This window comes from Haemophilus parainfluenzae, assembly GCF_014931375.1.
GTDB lineage: Bacteria > Pseudomonadota > Gammaproteobacteria > Enterobacterales > Pasteurellaceae > Haemophilus_D.
Window position 1 is genome coordinate 899,268 of sequence record NZ_CP063117.1, and the last position, 14,866, is coordinate 914,133.

Sequence of the window (14,866 nt, forward strand, 5' to 3'; positions counted from 1 at the left end):
AAAAAAAATGGGAAAGCGCTTGCGAAAAGCATGAATTTTATATAACATTTGCTCCCAGTTTTCTTGCGAAATCGCAATTTAGAGAAGAAAGAATAATGTACAATATTTTATTATTTATTTATGTATTAGTTTGTATCGCCTTAATCGGCTTTATTCTTGTTCAACAAGGTAAAGGTGCGAACGCAGGCGCGTCATTTGGCGGCGGTGCATCAGGTACCATGTTTGGTTCTGCAGGTGCAGGTAACTTCTTAACCCGTACCAGCGCAATCTTAGCAACTGGCTTTTTTGTAATTGCTTTAGTATTAGGTAATATCAACTCTCACCGTGGCAACGTACAAAAAGGTTCGTTCGACGATTTATCTCAAACTGCTGAACAAGTTCAACAACAGCAACAACAAGCTGCTCCAGCAGTTGAAAACAAAAATAACGATATTCCGCAATAAGGAATAAAAACAGAATAAACGCTCTGGTGGTGGAATTGGTAGACACGCTATCTTGAGGGGGTAGTGGCCGCAGGCCGTGCGAGTTCAAGTCTCGCCCAGAGCACCAAATATAAACCGACTTAATCAAGTCGGTTTTTTTTCGCCTAAAATTTGCTTGAATAGCTAGTTATTATCCCCTGTTTTGGTTACAATCGGTCAATTTCTTTTTTTAGAAACCCATTAGGAGAGCACTATGAACTTCCCTCAAATCGCCCAACAAGTGATTGATAAACTTGGCGGTAAAGACAACATCGCCACAGCAGCACATTGCGCAACGCGTTTACGTATTGTGTTAAACGATGAAAGCAAAGTGGACAAAGAAGGTATTGATAACATTGAAGGCGTGAAAGGGCAGTTTGCTGTCGCGGGTCAATATCAAATTATCTTCGGTTCAGGTACGGTGAATAAAGTCCATGCTGAACTTACCAAATTGCTTGGTATCGGCGATGTGAGCAAAGCTGAAGTGGCTGAAGCGGCGTCAGGTAATCAAAACTTATTGCAACGTTTGGTGAAAGGCTTAGCGGATATTTTCGTGCCAATCATTCCGGCAATCGTCGCAGGCGGTTTGTTAATGGGTATTCACTCCATGCTTACAGCGAAAGGTTTCTTCGTTGATGAATTAAGCGTGATTGATATGCACCCAGGTCTTGCGGATTTGGTGGATTTTATTAATACCATCGCGAATGCACCATTTGTGTTCTTACCTGTATTACTTGGTTTCTCTGCCACTCGTAAATTCGGCGGTAACCCGTTCTTAGGGGCGGCACTTGGGATGTTATTAGTTCACCCTGCATTAGCAGATGGTTGGAACTACGCATTAACCCTTGCGCAAGGCAAAATCCAATACTGGAATGTATTCGGTCTTGAAATTGAAAAAGTTGGCTATCAAGGCACGGTTATCCCAACATTAGTTTCTGCTTGGGTATTAGCAACCTTAGAAAAAACCTTCCGTAAATTTGTCCCTTCTTACTTAGATAACCTGATTACCCCATTATTCTCGCTCTTTATTGCAGGCTTCTTAGCGTTTACCGTAATTGGTCCAATCGGTCGTGAAGCGGGTTCATTAATTGCATCAGGTTTAACTTGGTTATATGACACCTTAGGTTTCGTGGGTGGTGCGATCTTCGGGGCATTCTATGCACCAATCGTGATCACAGGTATGCACCAAACCTTCATTGCAGTTGAAACACAATTATTGGCTGAAATGGCAAATACAGGTGGTACCTTTATTTTCCCAATCGCCGCAATGTCAAACATCGCACAAGGTGCGGCTTGTTTAGGTGTGGCAGTGGCATTAAAAGATCCAAAAGTACGCGGTTTAGCAGTGCCATCTGGTATTTCTGCATTATTAGGGATTACTGAACCGGCGATGTTCGGGGTGAACTTACGTTATCGTCAGGCTTTCTTTGCGGCGATGATTGGTTCAGGACTAGCGAGTGCCTTTATCGCATTCTTCAACGTAAAAGCCATTGCATTAGGCGCAGCAGGTTTCTTAGGTATTCCATCGATCAAACCAGATAGCCTTGCGATGTACAGCATTGGTATGGTGATTTCATTTGTGGTGGCATTCACGCTTTCAGTCATTTTCGTGAAACGCGCACAAGCAAAAGCATAATCGATATAAAAAAGAAAAAGCACGAGTTTAAGCTCGTGCTTTTTTGTTTAGAAAAATGTGTCTAAAAACGACCGCACTTTCAGTGAGAATTAGCCTTCTCGACAATTTAACCAAGTGTTTCTCATGCCTTGATTATTCTTGTAATACACGGAATTATTTTCACGAGCGATTAAATCAACATAACTGCCATCAATCGGCTCATAAGAGCGATAAATCACTTCAAAGCGATTTCCGCGAGCATTTAAGGTGCGATTTTCCACATGATCAAACGGTACTGCTTTTCCACCGTCTAATTGGAAATAAATACCAAAGTTATCTTTCATGCGGCTTTCTCTTGAAAGCGGGAAGTAAGTGGTTAAATACGAACTTGAACCCGTTTCTGAATTGCGGCAAGAATAATAATAACGCTTGTAGTCTTTTGGATTGTTTAATTCCGCTTGGCTAATGTTATTTTTAAGGTATCGTGTTTTAACGGTTTTCTTTGGTTGCTGTGTTGTAGAACAAGCAAACAAACCTACGAATGCAGCCGTGAGTAATGCTATTTTAAATTTATTCATCGATAAAGTTCCGAGAGTAGAGTGAATGAGAAAGAGGCTATGATAGCGAAAATTGAGGATTGTGCAAGGGATGGGATTAGTTATGTGCAGTTTGGAAGTGATAGTGCGGTTAATTTGTAGATATTTTTGGGGAATTTTAGCGCATACTTCTGAGCATATGCCATTAAGAAGTAATTTTATTTATAAACAGTTAGCTAACTAGTGTGTTCAACCCCTTCAGATTTTACCTTCACTTTTAGTTGATAGATAAAAGCTAAAGTAGTTGTGATATCAGGTGGTAGGCTAAAGTATTTGAGATTCTATATAGTCAATAAAGTCTAGTACGAGATATTCGCTAATATTTATTAATCCTAGTTTTGATATAGAAATTCTATAGCTTCTACCTGATATCACTATAGACCAAGACATAGAGTGTATAGTATATTGCTTGCTTTTCAGAATATCCAATTCTAGTAGTTTTATTTCATTATCTGATTTTAATATTATTTCAGAGAAAATATTATCAGTAATTTTAAGATTAGATATCTTAACTAGGTTTAATATAGCATAATAATTTCTAGATAAAATCCAATTCTTGATATTGTCAAAAGATATTGAAACTGGATCAAAAGCTAAATCTAAATCACATAATTCAAAAAGAGTATTTGATAATTCTTTTATGCTACGAGTTGGATCTTGTAATCTTAAATAGATTGAACCTTTAATCAATGAAATTGAAAACTGTATTGCGTTTAGAAGTTCAATTTTTAAATTGTCTTGATCTAAGGACGATATATGATAAAACGTGCCACTTATACTATGCTTAGATTTATGTTCGATCTTAAATCCTTTCTTCTTATTATTACTAAAAGTTAAAGTTGAAATTTGAGAAAATATATGACCAATATTTTTTTTAGTTAATAAAAGATACCACCGATATCTAACCATATATTCTCCTAATCTTGATTACTTTCCTGACTTAGATCAATTTTTAATTTTTCTAAGGTACGTTTAGCTGATTTTTCTAATCTATCTATAAAATGAATTTGTTCTAGGGGGCTTGGTGCTCTTGATGTTTTGTATGATGATAATTCTTGAGTTTCTTCGTTAAATTTAGGTTCATTAATATGTTTTACTATATAGGAGAATTCATCACATATTTCTTTATTTTTAAATTCAATTTCTACAGTATATAGCAAATTATCTTTTTTACCTTTTAGTACAGCTACTAGTTTTACATAATAGAATCCTTTTTCTGCTAGCAGTCGTAATTCCGGTGTTAAATGAACTGAGTTACCTTTCAGATGAGCATCATTAATATTTGCAATTATTTTTTCATTATCCTCATTGTTTGTATCAAATTCGGTCTCATCAAATACTAATTTAGTATTCTTAAAAAGTCCTATTTGAGGTATTTCTTCTAATTGGTAATCGTCTATACTTCTAACTGTATCAAGGAAAAATTTAGTTCTTAATTCATGGTCATTTAATTCATTAAGGCATATGTTATTCTTTATTAAGTTATCCTCATTTAATGTAATAATATTTTTTATAAAAGAATCTTTTACTTGGTTGATAAATTTTGTTTGAGTAGAACGGATATGAATTATATCATTATCAATAATAGCAGATATATTTCCTGTTCTAGTAGTCATTTGCTGGAAGTCAGATTTACTATAATCTATTTCGGTATACGTAATATCTATTTCTTGTTCATTTCCAGTTGATTTATATTTTACAATACAACCAGTTGAATTTAGTTCTGTTTCTAGATCTTTAAATTTTTCTTGTATATCGTCATAAGAAATATTAGATTTATCTTTAGAGATAATCTCTGTTGATGTAATCTTCTCTCTGCGAGGGATAATACCGAGGCTATCTGCTATTAGTTTATGATCAAAAAAGTCATGTGTTAGCCTAGAATAATATGCAGATAGATTATGTCTTTTTGTAGATTTAGAACATAATATTCCTTTTTTTAAAAATAATTTTTGAATATTTTTTTCTGTTATTTTATTTTGATTTAGTGCATTGTAAACACTTCTATCATTAGCATATCCTAAGCTCTGTTTCATTTTAATTTATCCCACCCTTGCAAAGTTTCTATAAAATTAGGAATATTTTGATCTATAACAAAGATGTCTAGATCTTTTAAACTTTCGACAATAGCTTCTGAAAAATTCCAATCTTGTAAATATGTTTGTTTGGCCATTCTAAAGTTATTAATTATATTTTTAGAGATATTAGAGTTTGATGCTCTTATCTTTAAATTTTCATTAAATGGAATTTGGACACTTGTTAAATAATCAAATAGGTACATAAATTCTTCTTTGGTACCCCCTTCCCCATTGTAATAGATTAGAAACCCTTTTGTAGAATTTTTTTCATATTGAATAACAGTATAAGTTGAACAAATCATTTCAATAGTACATGGTAATGGTGGATCCATTGAATTTGAAACAATATTTTTGCTCAATCTTTGATTAGGGTAATAAAAAGAGTATTTGTCGTATAACTTATTTTCAAGACTCTCTAAGTCTTTAACTAATGAATAAATTCTATTAATTGTAAGAGGGTCTAATAGATGAAGATATTGGTTTTTTGCAATAGGAAGATTTTCTAACTTAACTTTATTTAGTATATAGTCTATATTATGTTCATATTTATAATCAGTGTTATATAAGAAAAGAAGCCCTCTCACTTCTTTTATTTCATCTATACAGCAAACAAAATCAGCCCATTCACTAGAATCTTGTGCACAGTGTATTGTTTCAGCTAAGGAAGTTAAATCTTTTCTAATTTTATGAGATGTGATCGATTGACTGCTATAACTTTTAAAGTCAGTATTTAAATATACTCTTTTCCCTAAATATGGATCAATATAAGAAAAAGAAGCATCCATAGGATGAGTTCCTTGATTAGTATGATAGGTCTTATTTTCTATAACTTCTCGTGGGTCTTTGGGTTTTTTATATAAACAAGAAAAGTTTATATTTGTAGGCGGAGATACATCCCAAAATAATGGTTTAAAGATCCTCTTTCCTATTTGTTCGGCAATTTCTGATTTATTTACAGTTTCACCCATAAATATGTCCTTCAATATATTATTAATACTTTTGTGTATTCTACCTTAAATTAAGTATTATTTTAAATACAATTATTGATGAATTATCATGCATCTATATTACTTCATAGCCACACCCAACCATTTCATCATCTCTCTCTCATCCCAACCTTTACGTTTGGCATAATCTTGAGCTTGGTCTTCATCAATGCGACCAAGTGTGAAATAGTTGCTTGCAGGGTGGGTGAAGTACCAACCGCAGACAGAAGCTGCAGGCCACATAGCGTAGCTTTCGGTGAGTTTCATACCGATGCGTTGTTCTACTTCTAATAAATCCCAAATCAAGGCTTTTTCTGTATGTTCAGGGCAGCTTGGATAACCTGGTGCAGGGCGGATGCCAACATAGTTTTCATTGATTAAACCTTGGTTGTCGAATTCTTCTTGTGTGTAGCCCCAAATTCGGGTGCGAAGCTCAAAGTGCAGGTATTCTGCCATGGCTTCGGCGAGGCGGTCGCCCACGGCTTGTAGCAAGATAGCGTTGTAGTCATCGCCTGCCGCTTTATAGCCTTCTACTAACTCCATTTCTTCAATTCCCGCACAGACAGCGAACATACCCATCCAGTCTTTTTTGCCGCTTTCACGATCAGCAATAAAGTCACTTAAGGCAAAGTTAAACGGACTTTTGCTGTTTTTGCCACGTTCTGTTTGTTGGCGTAAGCCGTAAGCGGTGCCAATTTGTTGTGTGCGTTCTTCATCAGCGAAAAGCACCACATCATCGCCTACACGTTCCGCAGGGAAGATGCCTAAAATACCGCTTGGGTTGAGTTTGTGGTTTTGCTCTAATTCATCTAATACCACTTGCGCATCGTTCCATACTTTACGTGCTTCTTCGCCACCTTCTGGATAATCAAAGGCGTCAGGGTAGCCGCCCATTAAGCCCCAAATTCGGAAGAATGGTGACCAGTCGATAAATTTACGTAATGTGGCAATCGGTACGTTTTTAAATTCCACAATACCAGTTTGGTTTGGTTTTGGTGGCACGTAATCTGCCCATTCACCACTAAAGCCATCAAAGCGGTTTGCGCGTGCTTCTTCAATGCTAAGCTGTTTACGCAGTGGTTTACGGTTAGAGAAAGATTGCTGAATTTTCTCGTAATCTTTCTTGAATTGTTCCCATAATTCTGCACGGCTTTCAGGGTTCATCAATGTCGCACACACTGTCACCGCGCGGGAGGCATTAGAGGTATAAAATACACCGTGTTCTTTATATTTTGGATAAAGTTTAATTGCCGTATGTTCTTTAGAGGTGGTCGCCCCACCAATCATTACTGGGAGGTTTAAACCTAAGCGAGTCATTTCACCCAAGAAGTATTCCATTTCATCTAAAGAAGGGGTAATTAAACCACTTAACGCGATGATATCCGCTTTTTCATCAATAGCGGTTTGAATGATTTTGTCCGCCGGCACCATCACGCCTAAGTCAATCACTTCAAAGTTATTACATTGCATTACTACGCTTACGATGTTTTTACCAATATCGTGTACGTCGCCTTTCACGGTCGCAATCACCACTTTACCGTTGCTTGAGCCTTTTTGTTTGGTGGCATTGATAAACGGCTCTAAATATGCCACAGATTGTTTCATTACGCGCGCAGATTTCACTACTTGCGGTAGGAACATTTTACCGTCACCGAATAAATCACCGACGACATCCATCCCTTCCATCAGAGGCCCTTCAATGACATCTAATGGGCTTGGTAATTGTTGGCGGGCTTTTTCAGTATCTTCCACAATGTAAGTGGTAATCCCTTTCACTAGCGCATGTTTTAAACGTTCTTCCACCGGCCAAGTGCGCCATTCTGCGACAGAATCGACCGCACTTTCATCATTGCCTTGGTTGCGATATTTTTCCGCAATATCGAGTAATTTTTCAGTGGCATCAGGGCTGCGGTTTAATACCGCATCTTCCACGATTTCACGCAATTCAGGATCGAGATCGTCATAAATTGCCAGTTGTCCTGCATTCACAATCCCCATATCCATGCCTTGTTTGATGGCGTGATAGAGGAAGACGGCGTGAATCGCTTCACGCATCACGTTATTACCACGGAATGAGAAAGAGACATTCGACACCCCGCCCGAGATTTTCGCGTGCGGTAGCGCGCGTTTAATACGCCCCGTGGCGTTGATAAAATCTACACCGTAGTTGTTGTGCTCTTCAATCCCTGTACCGATGGCAAAAATGTTCGGGTCAAAAATAATATCTTCTGGCGGGAACCCGACTTGATTCACCAAAATGTCATAAGCACGGCTACAAATTTCAACTTTGCGATTTTCGGTGTCGGCTTGTCCCACTTCGTCAAATGCCATCACCACCACAGCTGCGCCGTATTTACGCACCAATTTGGCGTGTTCAATAAAGATTTCTTCGCCTTCTTTTAATGAAATAGAGTTCACAATCGGTTTACCTTGTACCGACTGCAAACCAGCTTCAATCACTTCCCATTTAGACGAGTCGATCATGACTGGCACTTTGGCCGCATCTGGCTCGGTTGCCATAATATTGAGGAAACGGGTCATGCATTTTTTGCCGTCTAATAAGGCTTCGTCCATATTGACGTCGATCACTTGTGCACCGTTTTCTACTTGGTCGATAGCAATTTCAATGGCTTCAGCAAATTTGTCTTCTTTAATTAAACGTTTGAATTTGGCCGAACCTGTCACGTTATTACGTTCGCCCACGTTTACGAATAGGCTTTCATCATCAATATTGAGTGGTTCTAAGCCTGATAAACGCATGGCGGTTTTAATTTCAGGTAATTTACGCGGCGCAATACCTTGCATCGCATCCGCAAAGGCTTTGATGTGTTCTGGCGTCGTACCACAACAACCACCGACAATGTTCACAAAGCCACTTTCAGCCCATTCTTTAAGATGTGCAGCCATCTCTTCTGCACCTAAATCGTAGCCACCAAAGGCATTTGGTAAGCCCGCATTTGGGTGGACGGAAACATAGGTTTCGCTGATTTTAGATAGTTGTTCAACATACTGGCGAAGTTCTTTCGGGCCTAGCGCACAGTTCAAACCGAACGTTAGTGGTTTAGCGTGACGAAGCGAGTTGTAGAACGCTTCGGTGGTTTGCCCAGAAAGGGTACGGCCGGAAGCATCGGTAATGGTGCCGGAAATCATAATCGGCAATTCCACACCTAATTCTTCAAATACGGTTTCAATGGCGAAAATGGCGGCTTTTGCGTTTAACGTGTCGAAAATGGTTTCGATCATGATTAAATCCGCACCACCTTTAATTAAGCCTTTAGTCGCTTCAGCATAGGCATCCACCAGTTCCATAAACGTCACATTACGGAAACCTGGGTCGTTTACGTCAGGAGAAATAGAGGCGGTGCGGTTAGTTGGCCCTAACACGCCAGCAACAAAGCGAGGTTTTTCTGGTGTGCTGTATTTATCTGCGGCTAAACGCGCTAATTTTGCGCCTGCAAAATTCAGTTCGTAGGCAATAGACTGTAAATCATAATCCGCTTGCGCGATGGTGGTAGAACTGAAAGTATTGGTTTCAATAATATCGGCGCCTGCGGCTAAATATTTCTCATGAATGGCAGAAATTAGCAGCGGTTGGGTTAAAGTGAGCAAGTCATTATTGCCACGTAAATCAACCGCACTTTCTTTAAAACGTTCGCCTCTAAAATCAGCCTCGGTGAGTTTATATTTTTGGATCATCGTTCCCATCGCACCATCTAAAATAAGGATGCGTTCAGCGAGGGATTTTTTCAGTAATTCGGTTTGATTATGTGACATAGACAGCTCTTTTTAAAATCAATCAATATTGGTCGGAATGATAGGGATAAGCATTGATACTGTCAAATAAAAGGGGAGAAAGTGCGGTAAAAAAATGGAATGTTTTCAAAAAGAAAGGCGGACAAATTGTCCGCCGAATGGTTAGCAATATTTGCTGTCCGAGTAAAAAAACAGATTAACGTAAAAATGCCGGAATATTTTTTTCGTATTCACTGATGGCATCTTCATGTTGTAACGTCAAACCGATGTTATCCAAGCCGTTTAACAAACAATGACGGCGGAATTCATCCAGTTCAAAGTGATAGACTTTGTCACCTACAGTGACGGTCATCGCTTCTAAATCCACATGGATTTGTTTGCCTTCATTTGCCCACACCCATTGGAAGATTTCTTCCACTTCTTCTTCGCTTAAACGAATCGGTAACATGTGGTTGTTTAAACTGTTGTTATAGAAAATATCCGCAAAGCTTGGTGCGATCATCACTTTGAAACCGTAATCGGCTAATGCCCAAGGCGCATGTTCACGAGACGAACCACAGCCAAGGTTTTTACGCGCTAATAAAATGGTCGCGCCTTGATATTGTGGATAATTCAATACGAAATCTGGATTTGGCTTGGTGCCTTCTACATCCAAATAACGCCATTCATGGAATAAGTGTTTACCGAAACCTACGCGGGTAATGGCTTGTAAAAATTGTTTTGGAATAATCGCATCCGTGTCCACGTTTGCCGCATCCAATGGCACTACTAAGCCTGAAAGTTGTTTAAATCCTGCCATTTTCTGCTCCTTAGTTTAATGTGACGTCACGAATATCAACGAATTTACCGAACATTCCAGCTGCCGCTGCCATCGCAGGACTCACCAAGTGAGTGCGACCATTACGGCCTTGGCGACCTTCAAAGTTACGGTTCGAAGTGGAAGCACAACGTTCCCATTCACCTAAACGGTCATCGTTCATCCCTAAGCACATTGAGCAGCCCGGATTACGCCATTCAGCGCCCGCTTCGATAAAGATTTTATCCAAGCCTTCTTTTTCTGCTTGTTCTTTCACTAAGCCGGAACCAGGTACCACTAAAATACGCTTCACATTATCAGCTTTTTTGCGACCTTTCATCACGGCTGCTGCGGCACGTAAATCTTCGATACGAGCATTGGTACAAGAACCGATAAAGACTTGATCCACCGGAATATCTTTTAAATCAGTATTCGGTTCTAAACCGATATAATTCAAGGCTTTTTCTGCTGAAGCACGAGTCACCGGATCGGTCATTTCTGCTGGATTTGGCACTGGTTGATCGATACCGATTACTTGGCCAGGGTTTGTTCCCCAAGTTACCTGTGGTGCAATGTCTTTGGCTTCTAACGTGATGACTGTGTCAAATTTTGCATCATCATCGGATTTTAAGGTTTTCCAATAAGCAACGGCATCATCCCAATCTTTACCTTTTGGTGCATGTGGACGACCTTTTAAGTATTCGAAAGTCGTTTCATCTGGTGCGATTAAGCCGGCTTTGGCACCCATTTCAATTGCCATATTACAAACAGTCATACGGCCTTCCATGGAAAGATCACGAATCGCTTCACCGCAGAACTCCACCACATGGCCTGTACCGCCTGCCATGGTAGTTTTACCGATAATGGCAAGAATAATGTCTTTTGCGGTAATGCCTGGTGCGACTTTGCCACGAACTTCAATTTTCATATTTTTTGCGCGAGCTTGTTTTAAGGTTTGTGTGGCTAATACGTGCTCTACTTCAGATGTACCAATACCAAATGCTAAGGCACCGAATGCACCGTGGGTGGCAGTATGGGAGTCTCCACAAACGATAGTCATACCTGGTAAGGTTAAGCCTTGTTCAGGCCCCATGACATGCACAATACCTTGTTCTTTTGTGGTCATGTCGAATAATTGAATACCGGTTGCTTTCGTGTTTTTTTCAAGTTCCAATACTTGAATTTTCGCTTGGCCTTCAAGTTTGTTCACATCACGTACTTGGGTAGAAATACTGTGATCCATGGTACCGAAAGTTTTACTGACTTGACGTACTTGGCGGCCTGCCACACGTAAACCATCAAAGGCTTGTGGGCTGGTCACTTCATGGATTAAATGACGGTTAATATACAAAATCGGCGTTTCGCCTTCAGCTTCGTATACCACGTGGGCATCGAATAATTTTTCGTAAAGAGTTTTTGCCATAATTTTTCTCAATTCGTTAGAGTAGTAAGTGCGGTCAAATTATTATTCGTAAATCCTGAAGATTTACTCGCTCCTTCGGAGCCGTTGGCAGAGCCAACGTTCAAAAAGCATTGCTTTTTGTGAGTGTTTTTAAACCGCACTTTAATTGTTTTTTATTAGATTGCGTTAGCGATTAATGTACCCATTTCCGCAGTTGAAACAGGGGCAGAATCATCGGCTAAATCACCCGTACGGTGACCATTTGCTAAGACTTTTTGCACGGCATTTTCAATCGCATCTGCGGCATCATTTAAGTTGAAGCTATAACGCAACATCATTGCCGCAGAAAGAATTTGTGCGATTGGGTTGGCAATGCCTTTGCCAGCGATATCCGGTGCAGAACCGCCAGCCGGTTCATATAAACCGAAACCTTCTTCGTTTAAGCTAGCAGATGGCAACATCCCCATAGAACCTGTGATCATCGCCGCTTCATCAGAAATAATATCACCGAAAATGTTAGAGCAGAGGAGCACATCGAAAGACTCAGGTGCTTTGATTAATTGCATAGTCGCATTGTCAATATAAATGTGATCTAAGGTGACTTCAGGGTAATCTTTCGCCACTTCAGTCACAGTTTCACGCCATAAGATTGAAGCTTGTAATACGTTAGCTTTATCCACAGAAGTGACGTGTTTACGACGTTTCATTGCGGCATCAAAAGCCGCACGCGCAATGCGTTCGATTTCATATTTGTAATAAACTTCGGTATCGAATGCTTTGGTTTGTGCACCTTCTCCTTCACGGCCTTTAGGCTGACCGAAATAAATCCCGCCCGTTAATTCACGTACAACCACCATATCAAACCCTTTTGCCGCAATATCTGCACGTAATGGGCAGAATTTTTCTAGTCCTTTATAAAGGGTAGCAGGACGGAGATTGCAGAATAATTTGAAATGTTTACGCAATGGTAATAATGCACCGCGTTCCGGTTGTTGATCTGGTGGTAAATTTGTCCATTTTGGGCCACCTACAGAGCCAAACAAAATCGCATCAGCATCATCACAACCTTTTAAGGTTTCTGCCGGTAATGGGCAACCACAATGATCAATTGCAGCACCACCCACATAAAACTCGTTAAAGTTAAGTTTGAAACCGAATTTTTCTTGGACTTTGTTTAATACTTTAATGGCTTCAGCCATCACTTCTGGACCAATACCGTCTCCCGGTAGAACAGCGATGTTGTATGATTGCATATTGTTTTTCCTATTTCAGTCACACCAAAGTGCGGTTAATTTTCTCCCCTCTTTTGTAAAGAGGGGCTGGGGGGAGATTTTTACGATATAAAATTCACTGCAGAGGTTGATGTTACTCCTGCCAAATCTCCCCTAACCCCTCTTTGCTAAAGAGGGGGACTCAATTAATTAATGATGTTTGTGGCTTTTAATATCGGCGACTTTATGCGCACGATAAATAGCATTAATTGCATGAACTAAAGCAAGAGCAGAAGATTCAACGATGTCTGTCGCTAAACCAACACCGTGGAATTTACGACCTTCGTGTTCAACCACGATATCCACCTGACCTAAGGCTTCAGCACCTTCGCCTTTTGCAGTTAAGTTGTAGTGCGACATTTTGATATCTAAGCCGGTTAAATTCAAGATCGCATTGTAAACTGCATCAACCGGACCATTACCACCGATAGAAGAGGTGCTTAATTTTTTACCATCCAATTCCACTTGAACAAACGCAGTCGCTGGATATTCTTTAGTAGAGTGAGCGGAAAGTTTATCTAACACTAAACGATCCTCATCCCCTTGTTGCATATCGATAAAGGCTAAAGCTTCTAAGTCATAATCAAATACTTGGCCTTTTTTGTCGGCCAATTTTAAGAAGGCTTCATACAATTTGTCTAAATCGTAATCTTGTTCGGTGTAGCCCATATCTGCCATATGGCCTTTTACTGCTGCGCGACCAGAACGAGCGGTTAAGTTTAATTTCTCTTTCTTCAAGCCGATAGTTTCTGGCGACATGATTTCGTAGGTATTTTGGTTTTTTAACATACCATCTTGGTGAATACCGGATGAATGAGCGAAAGCATTTGAACCTACAATCGCTTTATTCGGTTGGATTGGCATATTACAAAGTTGGCTCACCATTTGGCTAACACGGTGGATTTCTTGTGTATTGATACGTGTATCCACGCCCATGAATTCTTGACGAACTTTCATTGCCATCACCACTTCTTCAAGAGAGGTGTTGCCTGCGCGTTCACCAATGCCATTGATAGTACATTCAATTTGACGTGCACCATTTTGTACAGCGGTTAAGGAGTTAGCCGTTGCCATACCCAAGTCATTGTGGCAATGTACGGAAATCACCGCTTTATCGATATTTGGTACGCGGTTACGTACTTCAGCAATAATATTGCCGAATTGATTAGGTAAGCAGAAACCAACAGTGTCAGGAATATTTACAGTTGTTGCACCTGCATTAATTGCCGCTTCAACAATACGACAAATATTGTCGATACCGGTACGGCCCGCATCTTCGCAAGAAAATTCTACGTCGTCTGTATAATTACGTGCATGTTTTACTGCTGCCACCGCCATTTCAACCACATCGTCAAAAGTACGTTTTAACTTGGCTTCAACGTGTAATGCTGAAACTGCAATAAATGTATGGATACGAAACGCTTCTGCCACTTTTAAGGCTTCAGCTGCAGCATCAATATCTTTAATTACTGCACGGGAAAGTGCCGCAACACGACTATTTTTGATATGGCGTGCAATGGTTTGAACAGATTCAAAATCACCTTGAGAAGAAACCGGGAAACCGACTTCCATCACATCCACGCCGAGACGTTCAAGTGCTAAAGCAATCTGTAATTTCTCTTTAACGGTTAAGCTTGCTTTTAACGCTTGTTCACCATCACGCAAGGTGGTATCAAAAATAATAACGCGATCTGTCATAATGTTTTCCTTCTTTTATCACTCAAAGTGCGGTCATTTTTACCGTGATTTTAAAACGAAAAAACCCGCAATCTTAAAAGTGCGGGTTGATAATAGATTTTTTACATAAAGGTGTTTTTTATCCACAACTTAGCCGCACAAAGAATGTGAGAGCAGGAGGTTGAGAGATAAAGAAACAGCTTGGTACATAAAAAGGTAATCCTGTAAAAA

11 protein-coding genes and 1 tRNA gene are annotated in these 14,866 nt (G+C 39.6%); 3 read left to right on the forward strand and 9 right to left on the reverse strand.

The genetic code is table 11. The features are described 5' to 3' along the window. Window positions 1–95: 95 nt before the first annotated feature. From secG to INP95_RS04365, 3 genes are all read left to right on the forward strand, one after another. Entirely contained in the window at window positions 96–443 is a 348-nt protein-coding gene (gene secG / locus INP95_RS04355) for a preprotein translocase subunit SecG (protein WP_005696834.1), read from the forward strand. 20 nt (window positions 444–463) lie between these two features. After that, window positions 464–549, forward strand: a tRNA-Leu gene (locus INP95_RS04360). 126 nt (window positions 550–675) lie between these two features. Then, complete coding sequence (locus INP95_RS04365; RefSeq protein ID WP_111304349.1) at window positions 676–2,097, forward strand: sucrose-specific PTS transporter subunit IIBC; 1,422 nt, start codon at window positions 676–678, stop codon at window positions 2,095–2,097. 89 nt (window positions 2,098–2,186) lie between these two features. Here INP95_RS04365 and INP95_RS04370 read toward each other — a convergent pair whose 3' ends face one another. From INP95_RS04370 to leuA, 9 genes are all read right to left on the reverse strand, one after another. Next, complete coding sequence (locus INP95_RS04370; RefSeq protein WP_197560978.1) at window positions 2,187–2,654, reverse strand: hypothetical protein; 468 nt, start codon at window positions 2,652–2,654, stop codon at window positions 2,187–2,189. A 282-nt stretch (window positions 2,655–2,936) separates the two neighbouring features. Continuing rightward, the gene (locus tag INP95_RS04375) at window positions 2,937–3,581 is read right to left on the reverse strand and encodes a hypothetical protein (RefSeq protein ID WP_197560979.1); all 645 of its coding nucleotides are present in this window, start codon (window positions 3,579–3,581) and stop codon (window positions 2,937–2,939) included. 8 nt (window positions 3,582–3,589) lie between these two features. Next, window positions 3,590–4,708: a hypothetical protein gene (locus tag INP95_RS04380; protein ID WP_197560980.1), complete on the reverse strand. Its 1,119-nt coding sequence runs from the start codon at window positions 4,706–4,708 to the stop codon at window positions 3,590–3,592. Continuing rightward, window positions 4,705–5,718: a PD-(D/E)XK nuclease domain-containing protein gene (locus INP95_RS04385; RefSeq protein ID WP_197560981.1), complete on the reverse strand. Its 1,014-nt coding sequence runs from the start codon at window positions 5,716–5,718 to the stop codon at window positions 4,705–4,707. The genes INP95_RS04380 and INP95_RS04385 overlap by 4 nt, the downstream gene beginning before the upstream one ends. Before the next feature lie 99 nt (window positions 5,719–5,817). Further along, complete coding sequence (metH, locus tag INP95_RS04390; protein WP_197560982.1) at window positions 5,818–9,510, reverse strand: methionine synthase; 3,693 nt, start codon at window positions 9,508–9,510, stop codon at window positions 5,818–5,820. A 175-nt stretch (window positions 9,511–9,685) separates the two neighbouring features. After that, window positions 9,686–10,288 (reverse strand): 3-isopropylmalate dehydratase small subunit, encoded by a 603-nt coding sequence (gene leuD / locus INP95_RS04395; protein ID WP_005696826.1) that lies wholly within the window; start codon window positions 10,286–10,288, stop codon window positions 9,686–9,688. A gap of 10 nt (window positions 10,289–10,298) precedes the next feature. Further along, entirely contained in the window at window positions 10,299–11,708 is a 1,410-nt protein-coding gene (leuC, locus tag INP95_RS04400) for a 3-isopropylmalate dehydratase large subunit (protein ID WP_049365624.1), read from the reverse strand. 155 nt (window positions 11,709–11,863) lie between these two features. Next, entirely contained in the window at window positions 11,864–12,940 is a 1,077-nt protein-coding gene (gene leuB / locus INP95_RS04405) for a 3-isopropylmalate dehydrogenase (protein ID WP_070868660.1), read from the reverse strand. 168 nt (window positions 12,941–13,108) lie between these two features. Further along, window positions 13,109–14,656 (reverse strand): 2-isopropylmalate synthase, encoded by a 1,548-nt coding sequence (gene leuA / locus INP95_RS04410; RefSeq protein WP_005696823.1) that lies wholly within the window; start codon window positions 14,654–14,656, stop codon window positions 13,109–13,111. Between the last annotated feature and the right edge of the window lie 210 nt (window positions 14,657–14,866).